This window comes from Pseudomonas fluorescens (assembly GCF_000968015.1).
Lineage (GTDB): Bacteria > Pseudomonadota > Gammaproteobacteria > Pseudomonadales > Pseudomonadaceae > Aquipseudomonas > Aquipseudomonas fluorescens_W.
The window spans coordinates 55,270-76,728 of the sequence record NZ_LACH01000033.1 but is presented as its reverse complement, the minus strand read 5'-3'; the positions used below and the strand labels follow the sequence as shown (position 1 = coordinate 76,728).

Annotated in this window: 20 protein-coding genes; 3 read left to right on the top strand and 17 right to left on the bottom strand. The window is 58.5% G+C overall.

What is annotated here, in order from left to right:
• Positions 1–81: 81 nt before the first annotated feature.
• On the bottom strand, positions 82–429 hold the full coding sequence (locus VD17_RS15690; protein WP_046054584.1) for a phage holin family protein: 348 nt from the start codon (positions 427–429) through the stop codon (positions 82–84).
• Between the two features lie 503 nt (positions 430–932).
• Complete coding sequence (locus tag VD17_RS15685; protein WP_033053549.1) at positions 933–1,667, bottom strand: LexA family transcriptional regulator; 735 nt, start codon at positions 1,665–1,667, stop codon at positions 933–935.
• Between the two features lie 211 nt (positions 1,668–1,878).
• Here VD17_RS15685 and mutS point away from each other — a divergent pair, with 211 nt between their 5' ends.
• Together mutS and fdxA are read left to right on the top strand one after the other, a co-directional pair.
• Complete coding sequence (gene mutS, locus VD17_RS15680) at positions 1,879–4,458, top strand: DNA mismatch repair protein MutS (RefSeq protein WP_046054583.1); 2,580 nt, start codon at positions 1,879–1,881, stop codon at positions 4,456–4,458.
• A 142-nt stretch (positions 4,459–4,600) separates the two neighbouring features.
• Positions 4,601–4,924, top strand: a complete 324-nt coding sequence (fdxA, locus tag VD17_RS15675; protein ID WP_003222178.1) for a ferredoxin FdxA — start codon at positions 4,601–4,603, stop codon at positions 4,922–4,924.
• 473 nt (positions 4,925–5,397) lie between these two features.
• On the opposite strand, the gene rpoS is transcribed toward fdxA, so the two are convergent.
• From rpoS to VD17_RS15635, 8 genes are all read right to left on the bottom strand, one after another.
• Positions 5,398–6,405 (bottom strand): RNA polymerase sigma factor RpoS, encoded by a 1,008-nt coding sequence (gene rpoS / locus VD17_RS15670; protein ID WP_033059902.1) that lies wholly within the window; start codon positions 6,403–6,405, stop codon positions 5,398–5,400.
• Between the two features lie 104 nt (positions 6,406–6,509).
• A complete protein-coding gene (locus VD17_RS15665) occupies positions 6,510–7,367 on the bottom strand; it encodes a peptidoglycan DD-metalloendopeptidase family protein (RefSeq protein WP_046054582.1) in 858 nt (285 codons plus the stop codon).
• 211 nt (positions 7,368–7,578) lie between these two features.
• Positions 7,579–8,214, bottom strand: a complete 636-nt coding sequence (locus tag VD17_RS15660; RefSeq protein WP_177327881.1) for a protein-L-isoaspartate(D-aspartate) O-methyltransferase — start codon at positions 8,212–8,214, stop codon at positions 7,579–7,581.
• A 41-nt stretch (positions 8,215–8,255) separates the two neighbouring features.
• Positions 8,256–9,005 (bottom strand): 5'/3'-nucleotidase SurE, encoded by a 750-nt coding sequence (gene surE / locus VD17_RS15655; RefSeq protein WP_033059906.1) that lies wholly within the window; start codon positions 9,003–9,005, stop codon positions 8,256–8,258.
• Positions 8,993–10,051, bottom strand: coding sequence for a tRNA pseudouridine(13) synthase TruD (truD, locus tag VD17_RS15650; protein ID WP_046054581.1), 1,059 nt, complete (start codon positions 10,049–10,051; stop codon positions 8,993–8,995). The genes surE and truD overlap by 13 nt, the downstream gene beginning before the upstream one ends.
• On the bottom strand, positions 10,048–10,521 hold the full coding sequence (gene ispF / locus VD17_RS15645; protein ID WP_010462780.1) for a 2-C-methyl-D-erythritol 2,4-cyclodiphosphate synthase: 474 nt from the start codon (positions 10,519–10,521) through the stop codon (positions 10,048–10,050). The genes truD and ispF overlap by 4 nt, the downstream gene beginning before the upstream one ends.
• Before the next feature lie 53 nt (positions 10,522–10,574).
• Positions 10,575–11,420 (bottom strand): S-formylglutathione hydrolase, encoded by an 846-nt coding sequence (fghA, locus tag VD17_RS15640; RefSeq protein ID WP_046054580.1) that lies wholly within the window; start codon positions 11,418–11,420, stop codon positions 10,575–10,577.
• A gap of 8 nt (positions 11,421–11,428) precedes the next feature.
• Complete coding sequence (locus tag VD17_RS15635) at positions 11,429–12,541, bottom strand: S-(hydroxymethyl)glutathione dehydrogenase/class III alcohol dehydrogenase (protein WP_033059912.1); 1,113 nt, start codon at positions 12,539–12,541, stop codon at positions 11,429–11,431.
• Between the two features lie 107 nt (positions 12,542–12,648).
• Here VD17_RS15635 and VD17_RS15630 point away from each other — a divergent pair, with 107 nt between their 5' ends.
• Positions 12,649–13,545, top strand: coding sequence for a LysR substrate-binding domain-containing protein (locus VD17_RS15630; RefSeq protein ID WP_033059914.1), 897 nt, complete (start codon positions 12,649–12,651; stop codon positions 13,543–13,545).
• 134 nt (positions 13,546–13,679) lie between these two features.
• Here the strand turns inward: VD17_RS15630 and ispD are convergent, their stop codons facing one another.
• The 7 genes from ispD to VD17_RS15595 all read right to left on the bottom strand — a co-directional run bounded on the left by ispD (position 13,680) and on the right by VD17_RS15595 (position 21,444).
• A complete protein-coding gene (ispD, locus tag VD17_RS15625; protein ID WP_046054579.1) occupies positions 13,680–14,387 on the bottom strand; it encodes a 2-C-methyl-D-erythritol 4-phosphate cytidylyltransferase in 708 nt (235 codons plus the stop codon).
• Positions 14,384–14,662 (bottom strand): cell division protein FtsB, encoded by a 279-nt coding sequence (ftsB, locus tag VD17_RS15620; RefSeq protein WP_008028992.1) that lies wholly within the window; start codon positions 14,660–14,662, stop codon positions 14,384–14,386. The genes ispD and ftsB overlap by 4 nt, the downstream gene beginning before the upstream one ends.
• Before the next feature lie 171 nt (positions 14,663–14,833).
• On the bottom strand, positions 14,834–16,123 hold the full coding sequence (eno, locus tag VD17_RS15615) for a phosphopyruvate hydratase (RefSeq protein WP_033059918.1): 1,290 nt from the start codon (positions 16,121–16,123) through the stop codon (positions 14,834–14,836).
• Between the two features lie 156 nt (positions 16,124–16,279).
• A complete protein-coding gene (kdsA, locus tag VD17_RS15610) occupies positions 16,280–17,125 on the bottom strand; it encodes a 3-deoxy-8-phosphooctulonate synthase (protein ID WP_046054578.1) in 846 nt (281 codons plus the stop codon).
• A 5-nt stretch (positions 17,126–17,130) separates the two neighbouring features.
• On the bottom strand, positions 17,131–18,762 hold the full coding sequence (locus VD17_RS15605) for a CTP synthase (RefSeq protein WP_033059923.1): 1,632 nt from the start codon (positions 18,760–18,762) through the stop codon (positions 17,131–17,133).
• Positions 18,763–19,036: 274 nt separating this feature from the next.
• The gene (gene tilS / locus VD17_RS15600) at positions 19,037–20,365 is read right to left on the bottom strand and encodes a tRNA lysidine(34) synthetase TilS (RefSeq protein ID WP_046054577.1); all 1,329 of its coding nucleotides are present in this window, start codon (positions 20,363–20,365) and stop codon (positions 19,037–19,039) included.
• 131 nt (positions 20,366–20,496) lie between these two features.
• Positions 20,497–21,444: an acetyl-CoA carboxylase carboxyltransferase subunit alpha gene (locus tag VD17_RS15595; RefSeq protein ID WP_046054576.1), complete on the bottom strand. Its 948-nt coding sequence runs from the start codon at positions 21,442–21,444 to the stop codon at positions 20,497–20,499.
• Positions 21,445–21,459: the final 15 nt, after the last annotated feature.

Below are 21,459 nucleotides of genomic sequence, written 5' to 3'. Positions count from 1 at the left end.
GTACTGGCCTTGGGAAACCCGCGTCCTTGCGGGTCGGATGCCGGTCGGCACCGCTGCTCGCCATTCCATTGGGCTTTGTGTTCAGTGGTCCTGGCGGGTATCTCGCGGTGGCAATTCACAAACGCCAATCCGCTTGGCCGCCCAGCGTTCATAAAGGCCAATAGCAACGTCTGCCCCGGCCATCGCCGTCAGGCAACCGAACGCGCAAGCCGTCCAGATCGACACGCCGGCGGCATACAGCAGCATGATGGCCGAGACCCCGCAGACCATGCAGGCCCCGGATCGCAAGGCCAGGCGCCGCAGCAAAGACCAGCCTCGGGCGCCCTCCTTGTCAGCGCGCCACATTTCGCCGGACACCCCGCCCACCAGGGCGAGGACGATGACGAGCCAGATCGGCATGTCCAGCAACGCTTGTTGCTCGTTTGTCATGTCACGCCTCCGGGGGGTGATTGATGAGTGATGTGTGTCTTTCAAACGGTGTCTCTTGAGTTGCCTGACGGTAGGTAGGCATTCCAAAAAGCCCGGCGCTTGCCGGGCTTTTCAGTAATGCGGTCCTTCGCGTTGATCTTTCGGCGCTACTGGCGCGGTACGGATCGATTCAAATTGTTTTTCCGACCGCGGTCCCTGCCCGCCGGATAACTGCTTGTGGTGCTTTACGCTGCACACCCGGGTCAGTTGCCAACCCTCTGAACCGTTGAGGCCGGTTCATCGCTGCCTTTGTGGTGGAACTAAAGAGCTTCGTTTCGAGCTGCTTTTGAGCTGCTTGAGACAAAGAATATGCATGGATGCATATACAGTCAATGCGTAAATGCATTTATTTATGCATCTTAAATGCATAGATGCATGAAAGACCCGCAGGCAAAGGCGTTGGAGGTTTTTGGCAGGCGAAAAAAAACCCGCTCAGTGGCGGGTTTCATCTGACAGCGGTGAGGTTAACGGGCGTACATGCCCCACCAGAAGACGTGACCGAGGATGACAATCTGCTCTTCCTGGATTTCCTGGAAGGTGTAGTCCTCGTCTGGATGTTCATCGCGATTGAAGCTGCGCAGGCGTATCCCGGTAGGCAGGCGATAAAGCTGTTTCACCCGCAGCTGGCCGTTGTGATTAATGGCATAAAGGTCGCCATCGACGATATCGCCGATTCCGCACTTGCCGGCATTAACGCCGACGGTGGCGCCGTCGCGCAGTACCGGCAACATACTGTTGCCGCGCACCGTCACGCATTTGGCCTGGTCGAACTGAACGCCGTTGTGGCGCAGACTCCGCTTGCCGAAGCGCAGGCTAGAGCGCTCGCTCTCTTCGATGACGAACCTTCCTGATCCAGCAGCCAATTCAACCTCGCGAAGAAAGGGGACTGATACCTCGTCATCATCGACGGGCGTATCGTCGTCCCACAGACTTATGTCCTTGAGTTCCGAATGCAATTGATCGCGCCCGGTGCTGGCTGCCGGCGCGACATCCGCACGGCCCCGCAACTGGTCGGTGCTCACGGCGAAGTACTCGGCGATCTTCGAGATGTGTTTATCCGAGGGATCGACGATCTTCCCGCTAAGGATCCGCGAGAGAGTGGATTGAGGCACGCCGGTGCGACGGTGAAGCTCCGTGGGGGAGATCCCGTGCTGATCGAGCAGCGCTCTTAAGACGGTAGAAACATTGCGTTTTTGCATAAAGCGCATAGTGCTTGTTCTTTTCGCGGAAGACAAATGCCAAATTGCATAAACAGCGCATAAGTCGTGCATAGACAGAAGAAATGCATCGCAGGGCTTTCATGCCTGCGTCGGGTGGACCGCCCATGTTAACCTTGCGCCCATCGCGGAAAAGCCGGGCCGATGCCCCTCCTTTGCCCTACACCTTTCAACGAATTTGCCTGATTATCCGATGAATAAAGCGCTCTCCGATCTGTCCTCCCACACGCCAATGATGCAGCAGTACTGGCGCCTGAAAAACCAGCACCCAGACCAGCTGATGTTCTACCGCATGGGCGACTTCTACGAAATCTTCTATGAAGACGCGAAGAAGGCCGCCAAATTGCTGGACATCACCCTGACCGCCCGTGGGCAGTCGGCGGGTCAGGCGATTCCGATGTGTGGGATTCCTTACCACGCCGCGGAAGGTTACCTGGCGAAACTGGTCAAGCTCGGCGAGTCGGTGGTGATCTGTGAGCAGGTCGGCGACCCGGCGACCAGCAAGGGCCCGGTGGATCGTCAGGTGGTGCGGATCATCACGCCGGGTACGGTCAGCGACGAAGCGCTGCTGGATGAGCGTCGGGACAACCTGATCGCGGCGGTGCTGGGTGACGAGCGTCTGTTCGGCCTGGCGGTGCTGGATATCACCAGCGGCAACTTCACCGTGCTGGAGATCAAGGGCTGGGAAAACCTGCTGGCAGAACTGGAGCGGGTCAATCCGGTAGAGCTGATGATCCCGGACGACTGGCCGAAGGATCTGCCGGCGGAGAAACGTCGTGGGGTTCGTCGCCGTGCGCCGTGGGATTTCGAGCGTGATTCGGCGCTGAAAAGTCTTTGCCAGCAGTTTTCCACCCAAGACCTGAAAGGTTTCGGCTGCGAGAACCTGACCTTGGCCATCGGCGCCGCGGGCTGCCTGCTCAGCTATGCCAAGGAAACCCAGCGCACCGCTCTGCCCCATTTACGCAGCCTGCGCCATGAACGCCTGGACGACACCGTGGTGCTGGACGGCGCGAGCCGTCGCAACCTGGAACTGGACACCAACCTCGCTGGCGGTCGCGACAACACGTTGCAATCGGTGGTCGACCGCTGCCAGACCGCCATGGGCAGCCGTCTGCTGACCCGCTGGCTGAACCGTCCGCTGCGGGATCTGACCGTATTGCTGGCGCGCCAGACCTCGATTACCTGCCTGCTCGACGGTTACCGCTTCGAGAAACTGCAACCGCAGCTCAAGGAAATCGGCGACATCGAGCGGATCCTGGCGCGGATCGGCCTGCGCAATGCCCGCCCTCGTGACCTGGCTCGCCTGCGCGATGCGCTCGGTGCACTGCCTGAGTTGCAGGTTGCGATGACTGAGCTGGAAGCTCCGCACATCATTCAACTGGCGAAGACCACCGGCACCTACCCGGAACTGGCGGCCCTGCTGGAAAAAGCCATCATCGACAACCCACCGGCCGTCATTCGTGACGGCGGCGTGTTGAAAACCGGTTATGACGCCGAGCTGGACGATCTGCAATCGCTCAGCGAAAACGCCGGGCAGTTCCTGATCGACCTTGAAGCCCGCGAGAAGGCCCGCACTGGCTTGTCGCATTTGAAAGTCGGTTACAACCGCATTCATGGCTACTTCATTGAGTTGCCAAGCAAACAGGCTGAGTCGGCGCCGGCAGACTATATCCGTCGCCAGACGCTGAAAGGTGCCGAGCGCTTCATTACGCCGGAACTGAAGGCGTTCGAAGACAAGGCGCTGTCAGCGAAGAGCCGCGCCCTGGCGCGCGAGAAGATGCTCTACGAAGCGCTGCTCGAAGATTTGATCGCCCAGTTGCCACCGTTGCAAGACACCGCCGCGGCACTGGCCGAGCTGGACGTGCTGAGCAACCTTGCCGAACGTGCGCTGAACCTCGATCTGAATTGCCCGCGCTTCGTCAGTGAGCCGTGCATGCGCATCAGCCAGGGTCGTCACCCGGTGGTCGAGCAAGTGCTGACCACACCTTTCGTGGCCAACGACCTGAGCCTCGACGACAACACCCGCATGCTGGTGATCACCGGTCCGAACATGGGCGGTAAATCCACCTACATGCGCCAGACCGCTCTGATCGTGCTGCTGGCACACATCGGCAGCTTCGTACCGGCAGCGAGTTGCGAGTTGTCTCTGGTGGACCGGATCTTTACCCGGATCGGTTCCAGCGATGACCTGGCCGGCGGGCGCTCGACCTTCATGGTCGAAATGAGCGAAACCGCGAACATTCTGCACAACGCCACCGAGCGCAGCCTGGTGCTGATGGACGAAGTCGGTCGCGGCACCAGCACCTTTGACGGTTTGTCCCTTGCGTGGGCTGCGGCCGAACGCCTGGCGCATCTGCGGGCTTATACGCTGTTCGCCACCCACTACTTCGAGCTGACGGTGCTACCGGAGGCACAACCACTGGTGGCCAACGTTCACCTTAATGCCACCGAGCACAACGAACGCATCGTGTTCCTGCACCACGTGCTGCCAGGGCCTGCCAGCCAGAGCTACGGCCTTGCGGTTGCGCAATTGGCCGGTGTGCCGAGCGAAGTGATCGTGCGCGCTCGCGAACACCTGGGCCGGCTGGAAGCGACCGCCCTGCCTCATGAGGTTCCCAAGACCGCCAAAGGCAAACCGGCCGCGCCGCAGCAGAGCGACATGTTCGCCAGCCTGCCGCATCCGGTGCTGGATGATCTGGCCAAACTTGATCTGGACGACATGACACCGCGTCGCGCGCTCGAAATGCTCTATACACTAAAGACACGGATCTAACGCACTTGCCTGCAAGCTGTTAGAATCTCGCGCGGTTTGGGATGCTGCTGGCTTATAGCCTGACCAGCAGACTATCGCTCCCAAACCTGGCGACCCCAACGTGAAGGGGCTCCGCTGCCGCCGCCTGAGGAGAAAATTAGAAATGACCTTCGTCGTCACCGACAACTGCATCAAGTGCAAGTACACCGACTGCGTAGAAGTCTGTCCGGTGGACTGCTTTTACGAAGGCCCGAACTTCCTGGTGATTCACCCGGATGAGTGCATCGACTGCGCACTGTGCGAACCAGAGTGCCCTGCCGTGGCCATCTTCTCCGAAGATGAAGTCCCGGAAGACATGCAGGAATTTATTCAGCTGAACGTTGAGCTGGCGGAAATCTGGCCCAACATCACCGAGAAGAAAGAATCGTTGCCCGATGCCGAAGAGTGGGATGGTGTCAAAGGCAAGATCAAAGATCTCGAACGCTGATTACCCCCGCGTTCTCAAAAAGGCCCCTTGTGGGCCTTTTTGCTTTTCTGCAGGCAAAAAAAGGGGCGGTCTGACCCGCCCACATTTTTTCCCTATTCCCTGTGTTCCTTTTCATCGTCCTGATGAATCGCTTCCTGCGATGTCCTTTCCCCTCATCCTTGAAGGGTGTGTCTGTCCGTCGACACAGTTCAGATACTAGAGAATTCCCTACCAAGAGCAAACGCCCCCGCTAGCTGAAACTGGCTGTCACAAGCAATTAATATTAAAAAATAAACATATAAATCAATTAGTTAGCCATATCTCACGTAGGAATATGTACGACTGCTACCCATGAAGTTAGCGAATACTTACGAAAGAGTAAGCAAACACTTACAGCAAGAGACTACAAAGCAGAGGGAACTCCCAGCCCGCCTCCAAGGCAATAAAAAACCCCGAACCAGTCGGGGCTTTATAGGGCTTACTCAGCAAATTGCTTATTGAAACAGCGACTCGCTCGACAGGCCATTCTTCTCAAGAATCTCCCGAAGACGCTTCAGGCCTTCAACCTGAATCTGTCTGACCCGCTCCCGGGTCAGGCCAATCTCCAGGCCTACATCTTCAAGCGTGCTGCTCTCGTGACCGCGCAGGCCGAAGCGGCGTATCACCACTTCGCGTTGCTTGTCGGTCAGCTCCGAGAGCCATTGATCGATGCTCTGGGACAGGTCGTCATCCTGCAACAGTTCACATGGATCGGTTGGACGGTCATCGGTAAGGGTGTCCAGCAGGGTTTTATCCGAATCCGGGCCCAGCGAGACGTCGACCGAAGAAACCCGCTCGTTCAGGCCGAGCATGCGCTTGACCTCTCCCACCGGTTTTTCCAGCAGGTTGGCAATTTCTTCGGGCGAGGGTTCGTGATCGAGTTTTTGCGTCAGCTCCCGTGCAGCGCGCAGGTACACGTTGAGCTCTTTGACCACATGAATCGGCAACCGGATGGTCCGGGTCTGATTCATGATCGCGCGTTCGATGGTCTGACGAATCCACCAGGTCGCGTAGGTCGAAAAGCGGAAGCCGCGTTCGGGGTCGAACTTCTCTACTGCCCGGATAAGCCCGAGGTTGCCCTCTTCGATCAGGTCCAGCAGCGACAGGCCACGATTGACGTAACGCCGGGCGATTTTCACCACCAGCCGCAGGTTACTTTCAATCATGCGTTTGCGCCCAGCCGGATCTCCACTTTGCGACAAGCGCGCAAAATGAACTTCTTCTTCGGGGGACAGCAGAGGGGAAAAGCCAATCTCATTGAGGTACAGCTGCGTGGCATCGAGTGCACGCGTGTAGTCAATGTACTTGTGCTGCTTTAACGTGGCGGAGTGTTTGGATTTGGCACGAACGGAAGGTGGAGCAGCCCCTTCATCATTCGACATCGAATCCGTACCGATGCCGGTCTCCATCAGGAGAACCTCATCGTCGATGTCAAACTCCGGCACTTCTTTACTGAGAGCCATTGTTATAGTCCTTTGGTGAGTTCGACCTCAGGCTCAAGCGGCGCCTTTATCCTTGGCAACGCTGGAGCCTGTTCCCTCTACGCGACGGAACAGGCTGGAAGCGATCAACGACGTGGCAGGAATTGCAGCGGATCTACAGGTTTACCTTGTCGGCGAATCTCAAAATGCAGCTTCACCCGGTCTGTTCCCGTTGACCCCATTTCGGCAATTGTCTGTCCGACCTTGACCTGCTGCCCCTCCCGAACCAACAGCCTGCGGTTATGTCCGTAGGCACTGACGTAGGTATCGCTGTGTTTGATGATGACTAATTCGCCGTAGCCCCTTAAGCCACTCCCGGCGTATACCACCGTCCCATCAGACGCAGCTAAAACAGGCTGTCCCAAATCCCCGGCGATATCAATTCCTTTATTCAAACTGCCGTTTGAAGAGAATTTACCAATGAGAATGCCATTAGATGGCCACCCCCAGCCGGTCGGGGCCGGACCGGCAGGAGGCATCGGAGCAGGGGTCGACTTGCTGGCGACGGACGGTGCAACCACTACTGTGCTGGTGGTTGCGCCATTCGCCTGGCGCCGGATAACTGTGGTTTTCAGCGACGAAGAAGGCGTTGAATCGGTAGCGCTGGCCTCCGGCGTCGGCGTTGAACCGGTGCGACCGTCAAAGCGAATCGTCTGACCAGGATGGATCGTATAAGGCGTAGGAATGTTGTTGCGTGCCGCGAGGGCTTTGTAGTCCCAGCCATAACGAAAGGCAATGGAGAACAAGGTGTCTTTAGGTCGAACGACGTATTGACCCGTGGTCACTGCCGGACGCTGGGCGACGGCGTTGTTGCGATCGACGACGCGTACTTCACTCGACTTGTTGCTGGAGCAACCGACCAGCAAGGTGCTCAAAACAAGGCCAGTCACCAGGCGCTGAAAGCTCGTTTTACCCATTCGCTGCGCAATGACTGTGAGACTCACCCGCCGCTCCCTTTGTGGTGGCTGAAAATGTGGATTGCCGTGTTCCGGCATGAAATGTCGCAAGTATAACGGGCCGTGCAGGCTTTACCTTTAATGAAGCGAAATGGCTTCGCGCACACGTTTGCTGCCTGACGATGAATCCCGTTTAACTGATCGATGCCGCTGTAAGACAGGAGCAATCGAAGAGAATTCAGCGCGCTGAAACAAATGCTCAGGCGAGCGGCCCATTGAGTAACGGGACGAAGCGAACAGCCCCCAGAACACGCCTGGAAAAGCCCTGCTCTTCCCGGATGATCAGCATCAATTGTTGAACCTCACCCGATCCAACCGGGATCACCAGCCGGCCTCCCGGCGCCAATTGATCAAGCAGCGCCTGAGGTACATCGGTCGCCACCGCGGTCACGATAATGCCGTTGTAAGGCGCCAGCGCCGGCCAGCCTTCCCAACCATCGCCCCAGCGAAACACCACGTTGCGCAGGTTCAGTTCCACCAGGCGTTCCTTGGCCCGGTCCTGCAGAACCTTGATGCGCTCGACGGAAAATACCCGTTCGACCAGTTGCGACAGCACCGCCGTCTGATAGCCCGAGCCGGTGCCGATTTCCATCACCTTGTCGAGTGGACCTGCCTCGAGCAGCAACTCGCTCATGCGAGCCACCATATAAGGCTGCGAGATGGTCTGGTTATTGCCGATCGGCAGCGCCGTGTCTTCGTAGGCACGGTGGGCCAGCGCCTCGTCGACGAACAGGTGACGCGGAGTACGGCGAATGACCTCCAGCACCTTGGCGTTACAAATCCCCTCTTCATACAGGCGCTGAATAAGGCGCTCACGGGTCCGTTGTGAGGTCATCCCGATGCCACGACGCAGAATATCGTCTTGCTCACGAGCCATTAGTTCAGCCCCTCCAGCCAGCCATCGAGACTTCTGAAGGCATCATTAAAGGTGCGATCCAGTTGCAGTGGGGTGATTGAAACATAGCCTTGCATCACCGCATGGAAATCGGTGCCCGGGCCGCCGTCTTCGGCATCCCCCGCCGCCGCAATCCAGTAACCGGATTTACCGCGCGGATCGACCACTTTCATCGGCGCTGCAGCACGTGCGCGATGTCCGAGGCGGGTCAGCTGAATACCGCGGATGTGGTCCAACGGCAAATTGGGAATGTTCACGTTCAGCACCGTACGCGGTGGCAGTTCAAGGTCCGCGTGAGCCTCTACCAGTTTGCGCGCAAAGTACGCAGCTGTGGGAAGGTTCTCCACTTGCCGTGAGGCCAACGAAAAGGCGAACGAAGGAAGGGCCAGGAAACGCCCCTCAAGGGCCGCCGCCACGGTGCCGGAATACAACACGTCATCACCCAGGTTGGCGCCCAGGTTGATGCCTGAAACCACCATGTCCGGCTCGCGTTCCAGCAAGCCATTGAGGCCCAGGTGCACGCAATCGGTCGGTGTGCCATTGAGGCTGATAAAGCCGTTGGCCAGGGTTTGCGGGTGTAACGGACGGTCGAGCGTCAGCGAGCTGCTGGCGCCGCTTTTGTCTTGGTCCGGGGCGATAACCACGCATTCGGTGTAATCCGCCAGCGCAGCATAAAGCGCGGCAAGACCGGGTGCGGTTACCCCATCGTCGTTAGAAATCAGAATACGCATGGGCTGTCCGTCTGCCCCACCGGCACCAGATCAACGAGCTCGCGCACCAATACGGTGGCAAAGCATCCGGCCGGGAGGACGAATTCCAGTTGCAGAATGTCAGGCTCGGGATAATGCCACGTCAACCCACCAATGGGCAGCCGCAGGATGCGACGTTCGTGGCTCATACCGGCGTTAATCAACCAATCACGCAAGTCCGCTTCGCGAGTGGCGATTGCCTGCTCCAGTTCATGGACAGCGCCCGTGGCCGGCGAGTCACCTTCGCCCCACTGTGGACCGGTCGGGTGCAGATCGAGAATTGCCAGACGCGGGTCGCTGCACTCGGCCTCACCGGCCGGAAAGAAGCTGCGACTGTCGGTGAAGGCCAGCAGATCGCCAACCTGGGCACGCTGCCAGCTGCCATCGGCGACACGCGCCGCCAACACCTGATTAAACAGAAAACTGCGCGCCGTAGAGAGCAGGCGCGAACGCACGTTGCGCTGCTCCGGCAAAGCTTTGCGAGCAGCCCACGCGCGGGCATCGACCACGTTACCGCCGTCAAACCCAAAACGCTGGGCGCCGAAATAATTGGGAACACCTTGCTTGGCGATCAGTTGCAGACGCTCCTCGATCGCCGCTTTGTCGCCAGCGAATTGCGTCAGTCTTAATGTGAAGCCATTGGCCGAGTGAGCACCGCGCTGCAGCTTGCGTTTGTGCCGGCCGGTCTTGAGGATCTTCAGCGTATCGTTTTCCGCCGCCGACAGATCAGGATCGGCCTTGCCCGGCAGCTGCACGCTGAACCACTGGCGAGTCAGCGCCTGACGATCCTTGAGGCCCGCGTAACTGACGGTGCGCAACGGCACGCCCGACGCCTTGGCGATCCGCCGTGCCGCTTCCTCGGTATTCAGACCGCGCTTTTCCACCCAGATCCACAAGTGTTCGCCGTCGCCACTGAGGGGGATATCGAGGACTTCATCGACCTGAAAATCTTCCGCCGTGGCTTTCAATACTGCGGTGCCGAGGACTTGGCCATAGGCACGCGGGCCGAGCAATTGCAGTTCGTTCATGCGCGCAGCAACAAGGCAACGGAGTGCACGGCAATGCCTTCTTCGCGACCGACAAAGCCGAGCTTTTCGGTGGTGGTAGCTTTCACGTTCACTTGATCCAACTCAACTTGAAGATCCGCGGCAATCAGCGCGCGCATCGATTCGATATGCGGGGCCATTTTCGGCGCCTGGGCGACGATGGTGTTATCGACGTTGCCGACTTTCCAGCCCTTGGCGTGGATCAGTGCGACGACATGACGCAACAGCACACGGCTGTCGGCGCCCTTGAATGTCGGGTCGGTGTCCGGGAAATGCTTGCCGATATCACCCAGCGCGGCGGCGCCGAGCAAGGCATCGCTCAAGGCGTGCAGCAGGACGTCACCGTCGGAGTGAGCGAGCAGCCCGAAGCCGTGTGCAATGCGCACGCCGCCCAGAGTAATGAAATCGCCTTCAGCGAAACGGTGCACATCATAGCCGTGGCCAATACGCATAAAAAAACGCCCCGATTTTTGTCAGGGCGTGATTCTACCTGCTTTGTCGAACATTAGGCGCTTAGAGCGCGCCCGTGATGCTGCAAGTGGTCGTCGATAAAACTGGCGATGAAGAAATAGCTGTGGTCGTAGCCGGGTTGCAGGCGCAACGTCAGCGGATGACCGGCCAGTTTGGCGGCCTGTTGCAAGGCTTCAGGCTTGAGCTGGGTGGCCAGGAAATCGTCGCGATCACCTTGGTCGACCAGCAGCGGCAACTTCTCGTTCGCTTCGGCAATCAGGACGCAGGCATCCCACTCACGCCATTTCGATCGGTCTTCCCCCAGGTAGCGGGAAAAGGCTTTCTGCCCCCAAGGGCAATCCATCGGATTGTTGATCGGCGAGAACGCCGACACCGACTGATAGCGTCCCGGATTACGCAACGCGCAGACCAGCGCGCCGTGGCCGCCCATGGAGTGACCACTGATGCCACGTTTGTCGGAGGCCGGGAAATGGGCTTCGACCAATGCAGGCAATTCCTGCACGACATAGTCATGCATCCGATAGTGCCGGGACCAGGGTTCCTGCGTGGCATTCAGATAAAACCCGGCACCGAGACCGAAGTCCCAGGCGCCATCCGGATCACCCGGCACATCGGGACCGCGAGGGCTGGTGTCCGGTGCAACGACGATCAGCCCAAGCTCGGCGGCCATGCGCATGGCGCCGGCCTTTTGCATGAAGTTTTCGTCGGTGCAGGTCAGGCCGGACAACCAGTACAGCACCGGCAGTTTGCCGCCCTGCTCCGCTTGCGGCGGCAGGTACACGGCAAACACCATGTCGCAGCCGAGCACATCGGAGCGGTGCCGATAGCGCTTGTGCCAGCCGCCGAAGCTTTTCTGGCAGGAGATATTTTCCAGGCTCATGACCGACCTCAGAAATGGATGACAGAACGGATGCTCTTGCCTTCATGCATCAGGTCGAACGCCTTGTTGATATCTTCCAGGCCCATCGTGTGGGTGATGAAAGTATCCAGCGGAATTTCGCCGGTTTCCGCCATCTCGACATAGCTTGGCAACTCGGTACGGCCACGCACGCCACCGAACGCCGAACCGCGCCAGACGCGACCGGTCACCAGCTGGAATGGACGGGTGGAGATTTCCTGGCCGGCACCGGCAACACCGATGATCACCGACTCGCCCCAACCCTTATGGCAGCACTCAAGAGCAGCACGCATCAATTGGACGTTGCCGATGCACTCGAAGGAAAAGTCGACGCCGCCATCGGTCATGTCGACGATGACTTCCTGGATCGGACGATCGAAATCTTTCGGGTTCACACAATCGGTTGCACCCAACTGCTTGGCGATCTCGAATTTGGCCGGGTTGATGTCGATGGCGATGATCCGCGCAGCCTTGGCTTTGACAGCGCCGATCACCGCCGACAGGCCGATGCCGCCGAGGCCGAAAATGGCGACGGTATCACCTGGTTTTACCTTGGCGGTATTAAGAACTGCACCGATGCCGGTGGTGACACCGCAGCCCAGCAGGCAGACTTTTTCCAGTGGCGCTTCTTTGGGAATTTTGGCGACGGAGATTTCCGGCAGCACGGTGTACTCGGAGAACGTCGACGTCCCCATGTAGTGGAAAATTGGTTGGCCCTTGTAGGAAAAGCGCGAAGTGCCATCCGGCATCAGGCCTTTACCCTGAGTCGCGCGAATCGCCTGACACAGGTTGGTTTTGCCCGACAGACAGAATTTACACTGACGGCATTCCGGGGTGTACAGCGGGATCACATGATCGCCGACAGCGACGGAGGTCACACCCTCACCAATCGCCTCAACCACCGCGCCACCTTCGTGACCGAGGATCGAGGGGAAGATGCCTTCCGGGTCCGCGCCCGACAGCGTATAGGCATCGGTATGGCAGACACCGGAGGCAACCACACGCAGCAGGACTTCACCGGCCTTGGGCATGGCGACATCGACTTCAACGATCTCGAGGGGTTTCTTGGCCTCGAAGGCAACGGCAGCGCGCGACTTGATCATGTGGATTCTCCAGTGAATAAAAACAAGACAGGGAGTGTAATACACCGCCTGACGGTGAATAATCCGGACAAAAGCAAAACATTATTGCCATACAGGGATAGTCCTTGATGTCCGAAAACCGCTGGGAAGGTATCGACGAGTTCGTCGCCGTGGCCGAGTGCAGTCAGTTCACGGCTGCCGCGGAACGCCTCGGGGTTTCGTCCTCCCACATCAGTCGACAAATTGTACGCCTCGAAGAGCGGCTTCAGACGCGACTGCTTTATCGCAGCACCCGCCGGGTCACGCTGACCGAAGCCGGCCAAACATTTCTGCAACATTGCCAGCGATTGCAAGATGGCCGCGAAGAAGCCTTGCGCGCGGTCGGCGACCTGACCAGCGAGCCCAAAGGCATGCTGCGCATGACCTGCGCCGTGGCGTATGGCGAACGATTCATCGTGCCGCTGGTGACGCGATTCATGGGGTTGTATCCGCAACTGCGCATCGACATTGAACTGAGCAATCGTCAACTCGACCTGGTCCATGAAGGCCTGGACCTGGCGATCCGCCTTGGCCGTCTGCAAGACTCACGACTGGTGGCGACACGTCTGGCGCCACGGCGAATGTACCTGTGCGCATCACCGTCCTACCTGGAACGGTATGGTCGCCCGCATAGCTTGTCGGAACTCAGCCGCCACAACTGCCTCATTGGCAGCTCAGATATCTGGCAACTGGAACAGAACGGGCGGGAATTTTCCCAGCGGGTACAGGGAAACTGGCGCTGCAACAGTGGGCAAGCGGTGCTGGATGCCGCGTTACAGGGCGTGGGTCTGTGTCAGCTACCGGACTACTACGTCCTGGAGCATCTGAAAAACGGTGAATTGATTTCGCTGCTGGAAGCTCATCAACCGCCGAACACCGCCGTGTGGGCGCTTTATCCACAGCAGCGGCATTTGTCGCCGAAGGTGCGCAAGTTGGTGGACTATTTGAAAGAGGGGTTGGCGTTAAGGCCAGAGTATCGAAGCTAGGCGTTCACCGGCGTGCCAGCAAGAGATCGAGTGCCTGGGCTGCCGCAATCGCGAGCAGGCTCACTCCTACAGTGGACGTAACCTTGTAGGAGTGAGCCTGCTCGCGATTGGAAATAACACTGAACCCGAGTCAATCAGCGGCGGTTAGCCCAACGCTGGCGCAACCACTCGAGGTCTTCGGGGCGAGTTACTTTGAGGTTGTCGGACCGACCTTCGATCAGGCGCGGTGCCAGACCCGCCCACTCCATGGCCGAAGCTTCGTCAGTGATGACCGCATCGGCCACCAGACTGTCGGCCAACGCCCGATGCAACGCGCCAAGGCGAAACATCTGCGGCGTATAGGCTTGCCAGATCACACTGCGATCCACGGTTTCGACCACACGACCATGTTTGTCGACCCGCTTGAGGGTATCGCGTGCCGGAACCGCCAGCAGTCCACCGACCGGATCATCGGCGAGTTCACCCAGCAACTTGTTCAGATCATCACGGCTCAGATTCGGCCGCGCAGCATCGTGAACCAGCACCCAATCCTCATCGTCAGCGCCTTGCGCATGCAAATGCAGCAACGCATTGAGTACCGACCCGGAACGCTCTGAACCACCTTCAACCCTCTGGATTCGCGGATCGCTGGCACACGCCAGGTTCGGCCAATAAGGATCATCAACAGCAAGACTGACCACCAACCCTTTCAGGCAAGGATGATCAAGGAAACAGCCGAGGCTGTGTTCGAGAATAGTGCGCCCGCCCAGTTGCAAGTATTGCTTGGGACGGTCCGCGGCCATACGGGCACCGACGCCCGCGGCAGGAATTACAGCCCAGAAGGCCGGTAACGAGGGGTTCATTGAGCCAACTGGTAAAGGGTTTCACCGTCCTTGACCATGCCCAACTCATGACGAGCCCGCTCTTCAACGGTCTCCATGCCCTTTTTCAATTCACTGACTTCAGCATCCATCACCCGATTGCGCTCAAGCAACCCCTCGTTCTCAGCGTGTTGATCTGCGATCTGCTGAGTCAGTTCGGCCACTTGCGCCAGACTGCCATTACCCACCCACAGGCGGTACTGCAGGCCAGCCAGCAGCAGGAGCAAAACGAGGAACAACCAATTGGGACTGCGCATCGAATATCAGGTATCCAGTGAAAAAAGACAGCCATGCCAAAACTTTGAAGCTTCTGATAGCACGAAGCCTGGAAGAACCAGGCTTGTGCTTATAAGGCATCAGATTAGTGGCAAATCCATCGCTGTAGCGATTTTTCCGACACAATCCGGTGTCTTTTTACCCGTTAACGATTAACCGCGGAATTCGCTGCGACCGTTGTACTTGGCTTTACCATTCAACTGCTCTTCGATACGCAGCAGTTGGTTGTACTTGGAAACACGGTCGGAACGGCACAGGGAGCCGGTCTTGATCTGGCCAGCCGAGGTGCCCACAGCCAGGTCGGCAATGGTCGAATCTTCGGTTTCGCCGGAGCGGTGCGAGATCACGGCGGTGTAACCAGCGGCCTTGGCCATCTGGATCGCTTCCAGGGTCTCGGTCAGAGTGCCGATCTGGTTGAACTTGATCAGGATAGAGTTGGCGATCTTTTTATCGATGCCTTCTTTCAGGATCTTGGTGTTGGTCACGAACAGGTCGTCGCCTACCAGTTGGACTTTCTCGCCGATCTTGTCGGTGAGGATTTTCCAGCCAGCCCAATCGGACTCGTCCAGACCGTCTTCGATCGAGATGATCGGATAACGCTCGGTCAGGCCTTTCAGGTAGTCAGCGAAACCTTCAGCGGTGAACACCTGGCCTTCGCCGGACAGGTTGTATTTACCGTCTTCGTAGAATTCGCTGGCCGCGCAGTCCAGTGCCAGGGTCACGTCGGTGCCCAGCTTGTAACCGGCGTTGGCCACAGCTTCGGAGATCACTTTCAAAGCGTCTTCGTTGGAAGCCAGGTTCGGTGCGAAACCACCTTCGTCACCAACAGCAGTGCTCAGGCCACGGGCCTTCAGAACGGCTTTGAGGTGATGGAAAATCTCGGTGCCCATGCGCAGACCTTCCGAGAAAGACTTGGCGCCAACTGGCTGAACCATGAATTCCTGGATGTCGACGTTGTTATCGGCGTGCTCGCCACCGTTGATGATGTTCATCATCGGAACCGGCATCGAGTAAACACCCGGGGTGCCGTTCAGGTTGGCGATGTGAGCGTACAGCGGCAGGTCCTGATCCTGTGCGGCTGCCTTGGCGGCTGCCAGGGAAACGGCGAGGATCGCGTTGGCGCCCAGGGAACCTTTGTTTTCAGTGCCGTCGAGCTTGATCATCGCGTGATCCAGCGCTTTCTGGTCGCTTGGATCTGCACCTTTCAACAGGTCACGGATCGGACCGTTGATGTTGGCGACGGCTTTCAGAACGCCTTTGCCCAGGTAACGGCTCTTGTCGCCATCACGCAGCTCGAGCGCTTCACGCGAGCCAGTGGAAGCACCGGACGGCGCGCAAGCACTGCCGATGATGCCGTTATCGAGAAGCACGTCCGCTTCCACGGTGGGGTTGCCACGGGAGTCGAGAACTTCACGACCTTTGATGTCGACGATTTTTGCCATTGTTGTAAACACTCCAAAGTTGACGAAAACGACGCAGCTGAAGGAAATCTTGTATCGCCGGCAAGTGACGTGCAGCGGGCAGACTTGCGGACGATAAGGCCCAGGCCCGAGGGCCTGAGCATTAATTCGTGCGGTACTTTACCGGAGAAATGAGGATTACGCGGTTTCTACCGTCGGAAAACTCTTCACCAGTTCGTCCAAAGCTTTGAGCTGGGCCAGGAATGGCTCCAGTTTGTCCAGACGCAAGGCGCAAGGGCCGTCGCATTTGGCGTTGTCCGGGTCCGGGTGGGCTTCGAGGAACAGGCCAGCCAACGACTGGCTCATACCGGCTTTCGCCAGGTCGGTGACCTGAGCACGGCGACCACCAGCGGAATCGGAGCGACCGCCGGGCATTTGCAGCGCGTGGGTCACGTCGAAGAACACCGGGTATTCGAACTGCTTCATGATGCCGAAGCCAAGCATGTCGACGACCAGGTTGTTGTAGCCGAAGCTCGATCCGCGTTCGCAGAGGATCAACTGATCGTTACCCGCTTCCACGCATTTGCTCAGGATGTGTTTCATTTCCTGAGGCGCGAGGAACTGGGCTTTCTTGATGTTGATCACCGCACCGGTCTTGGCCATCGCGACCACAAGGTCAGTCTGGCGCGACAAGAAGGCCGGCAGCTGGATGATATCGCAGACTTCAGCGACGACCGCAGCCTGATCAGGCTCGTGGACGTCGGTGATGATCGGCACGCCAAAGGCTTGCTTGATGTCCTGGAAAATCCGCATGCCCTCTTCCAGGCCGGGGCCACGGTAAGAGGTCACGGAGGAACGGTTGGCCTTGTCGAAGCTGGCCTTGAACACGTAAGGGATACCGAGTTTCTCGGTGACCTTTACGTACTCTTCGCAGACCTGCATCGCCATGTCGCGGCTTTCCAGCACGTTCATGCCACCGAAAAGCACCATTGGCTTGTCGTTGGCAATCTCGATATCGCCTACGCGGATGATCTTCTGGGCCATCGGATTTACGCCTTCTTCTGGTGTTGAACCAATGCTGCTTTAACGAAACCGCTGAACAACGGGTGACCGTCGCGTGGTGTCGAGGTGAACTCAGGGTGGAACTGGCAAGCGACGAACCATGGATGATCCGGTGCTTCAACCACTTCTACCAGGGCGCCATCACCAGAGCGACCGGTGATTTTCAGACCGGCTTCCATGATTTGCGGCAGCAGGTTGTTGTTCACTTCGTAGCGGTGACGGTGACGCTCGACGATCACGTCCTTGGCGTAGCAATCGTGCACCAGGGAACCTGATTCCAGCAGGCAATCCTGAGCGCCAAGGCGCATGGTGCCGCCCAGATCGGACGTTTCGGTACGGGTTTCGACGGCGCCGGTGGCATCTTCCCACTCGGTGATCAGACCCACGACCGGATGACCGCTGGCACGATCGAACTCGGTGGAGTTGGCGTCTTTCCAGCCCAGCACGTTACGAGCGAACTCGATCACGGCCACTTGCATGCCCAGGCAGATGCCCAGGTACGGAACCTTGTTTTCGCGAGCGTATTGAACGGCAGTGATCTTGCCTTCCACGCCACGCAGACCGAAGCCGCCTGGTACCAGAATCGCGTCGACACCTTCCAGCAGCGCAGTGCCCTGGTTTTCAATGTCTTCGGAGTCGATGTAGCGCAGGTTGACCTTGGTGCGGTTGCTGATGCCGGCGTGACTCATCGCTTCGATCAGCGACTTGTAGGCGTCCAGCAGTTCCATGTACTTGCCGACCATGGCGATGGTGACTTCATGCTCAGGGTTGAGCTTGGCGTCGACCACGGCTTCCCACTCGGACAGATCGGCGCCGCCACATTGCAGGCCAAAACGCTCGACAACGAAATCATCCAGGCCCTGGGAGTGCAGGATGCCCGGGATCTTGTAGATGGTGTCGGCGTCTTCCAGCGCAATCACCGCACGTTCTTCAACGTTGGTGAACTGAGCGATCTTGCGACGCGAAGAGATGTCGATCGGGTGATCGGAACGGCAGACCAGCACGTCAGGCTGCAGGCCGATGGAACGCAGTTCCTTGACCGAGTGCTGGGTTGGCTTGGTTTTGGTTTCGCCGGCAGTGGCGATGTACGGCACCAGCGTCAGGTGCATCAGCATCGCGCGCTTGGCGCCGACTTCGAAACGCAATTGACGGATCGCTTCGAGGAACGGCTGGGACTCGATGTCACCCACGGTGCCACCGATCTCGACCATGGCCACGTCGGCATCGCCGGCGCCCTTGATGATCCGGCGCTTGATTTCGTCGGTGATGTGCGGGATCACCTGAATGGTGGCGCCCAAGTAGTCACCACGGCGCTCTTTGCGCAGGACGTGTTCGTAGACACGGCCGGTGGTGAAGTTGTTGTTCTGGGTCATGGTCGTGCGGATGAACCGCTCGTAGTGGCCCAGGTCCAGGTCGGTCTCGGCGCCGTCGTGGGTGACGAACACTTCACCGTGCTGGAACGGGCTCATGGTGCCCGGGTCAACGTTGATGTACGGGTCCAGCTTCAGCATGGTGACCTTAAGTCCCCGCGCCTCCAGGATGGCCGCCAATGAAGCCGATGCGATGCCTTTCCCCAATGAAGAAACAACACCGCCCGTGACGAATATGTAGCGCGTCATGAAAAACCCTAGAAGTCTGCGTTAAAGCGGTCCGAGCCGCCGGGGAAAGCGAAGGAAGGCCGAAGCCCCCGATCACCTGCATTAATCACAGTGCACCTTTCAAAAAAACCGCCGCGTTGGGACAGACCGGAAGATGAAACACCGGTACGTTGCTCGCTACACATTTTTTGGAATCGCCCAGCAAAGACTGCTTGGTAATCGGCAACTCCTGCAATTCATGTGAATCCACAGAAGTTGTATCAAGAAGGGAGCGTAGTCTACCGGAAAGCCCCTTTCAGCTCAAACCTTGATCTTCGGTCGGTGGCTGCCAATGCAAATTCCAACGGTCTTTTGCACTGCCGTCCAAGCCCCGCAGGTTGGCCACCGCCAGCAATTGCTCGTCTCGGTAGAGCAGCGGCAATCTGCCACGGGCGAACGCCGGCACACCACGTTCATTGAGCAAACGCTTCAGATCGCGATGGCCGCGACCGGGCAGATTCATCACCTCACCTCCCTCGCGATAGCGGATATGCAGCGGGCCATCGGGGGTTTGGCCGGTGAGTGTGAGCACGCCGTTGTCCGGCAATACCAACGATAGCGAGGGGTCGGGCCAGTTTCCGACGGCGGGCGAGGTGCGCAACCAACTGCCGGACAACCACCAGATACGCCCCCCCGCCCGATGCAGCTCGCCATCCGCCAGCCGCCAGATCGGGCAGGCATCGCCGGTGGCATAACGTAAATTATCCCAACCCGACCAATGGTCACTGTCCGGCAGTCGAGTCAGCGGTTCGAGCCAATGACTTAACGCATTCCGCTGACGAGCAGCGGACAGCGTTTCCAATGCCGCCAGTTCCAGGGACGGCAATCCCAGCCAATCAAAATCATTGGCAGTGCTGGCGCCAGCCAGGTCGATTTGCGCAAGCTCATCGAGCAATCCCTGTGCTTCACTCAGGTGCGCAGCGCTGCGGGCCATGGTCGTTACCGCTTGTGGCCAGCGCTCGGTCAATACCGGGAACACCTGATGGCGCAGGTAGTTTCGCGAGAACTGCCGATCCTGGTTCGATGGGTCTTCGATCCAGCTCAGTCGATGCTCCGCTGCATAGGCTTCAAGTTCAGCCCGCGTGACATCGAGCAATGGCCGAAGCAGCTGCCCTTTACCGAGTGCGCGCTGGCGTGGCATCCCCGACAATCCCCTCACGCCTGCCCCGCGTAACATCCGAAACAACAACGTTTCCGCCTGATCGTCACGGTGCTGGGCGGTCATCAACACTTCATTGGCCTGAGTCGCGTCGATGAACGCGGCATATCGCGCATCCCGGGCTGCACGCTCAAGGCTGGCGCCGGATTGAACCTGCACACGAACGACCTGCAGCGGCACACTCAGCGCATCACAGACCGACTGACAATGATCCGGCCACGCATCAGCCACAGCCTGAAGGCCGTGATGAACATGGATGGCGCTTAGCGCCGGCAGGGATTCGGTTTTTGCGAGGTGTGCGAGAAGGTGCAGCAGGACGGTTGAATCGAGGCCGCCGGAGAAGGCGATGCGCCAGGTTTTGGCGTTGCGCCAGGGCTTCAGACTCAGCAAAAGCCGGGAAGGCAAATCAATCATGGACTGACCCATATCGTTCTCTTTGCCCAAATCAAATGTAGGAGTGAGCCTGCTCGCGATAGCGGTGTAACAGCCAACACATCTGTTGAATGTTACGCCCTCATCGCGAGCAGGCTCACTCCTACATGGGTACTGCAGTTGGCTCAGAGACCGTAGCTCATCAGACGCTCGTAACGGCGAGCCAACAGTGCTTCGTTATCGAACTTCTTCAACATCGCCAACTGCGAGCTCAGCTCGGCACGGATCGATGCAGCCGCAGCAGCTGGATTACGGTGCGCGCCGCCCAACGGCTCGCTGATCACTTTATCCACAATACCCAGGCCTTTCAGGCGCTCGGCAGTGATGCCCATGGCTTCGGCAGCGTCCGGCGCTTTCTCGGCGGTTTTCCACAGAATCGAGGCGCAACCTTCCGGCGAAATCACCGCGTAGGTCGAGTACTGCAGCATGTTCAGTTGATCGCATACACCGATCGCCAGAGCACCACCGGAACCACCTTCACCGATCACGGTGGCGATGATTGGGGTTTTCAGGCGTGCCATGACGCGCAGGTTCCAGGCAATCGCTTCGCTCTGGTTGCGCTCTTCAGCGTCGATACCAGGGTAAGCACCCGGGGTGTCGATGAAGGTCAGGATCGGCATTTTGAAACGTTCGGCCATTTCCATCAGGCGGCAAGCCTTGCGGTAGCCTTCCGGACGCGGCATGCCAAAGTTGCGACGAACTTTCTCGCGCACTTCACGGCCTTTCTGGTGACCGATGATCATCACCGGCTGATCGTCCAGACGGGCAATGCCGCCGACTATCGCAGCGTCGTCGGAGAAGTGACGGTCGCCGTACAGTTCGTCGAACTCGGTGAAGATGTGTTCGATGTAGTCCAGGGTATATGGACGTTTCGGGTGACGCGCCAGACGCGCGATCTGCCAGCTGGTCAGCTTGCCGAAGATGTCTTCGGTCAGCGTGCTGCTTTTGTCCTGCAGGCGGGAGATCTCATCGCCGATATTCAGCGAATTGTCATTACCGACCAAGCGCAACTCTTCGATCTTGGCTTGCAGGTCGGCGATCGGCTGTTCGAAATCTAGAAAATTCGGGTTCATAGGCGTCCGTCTTGG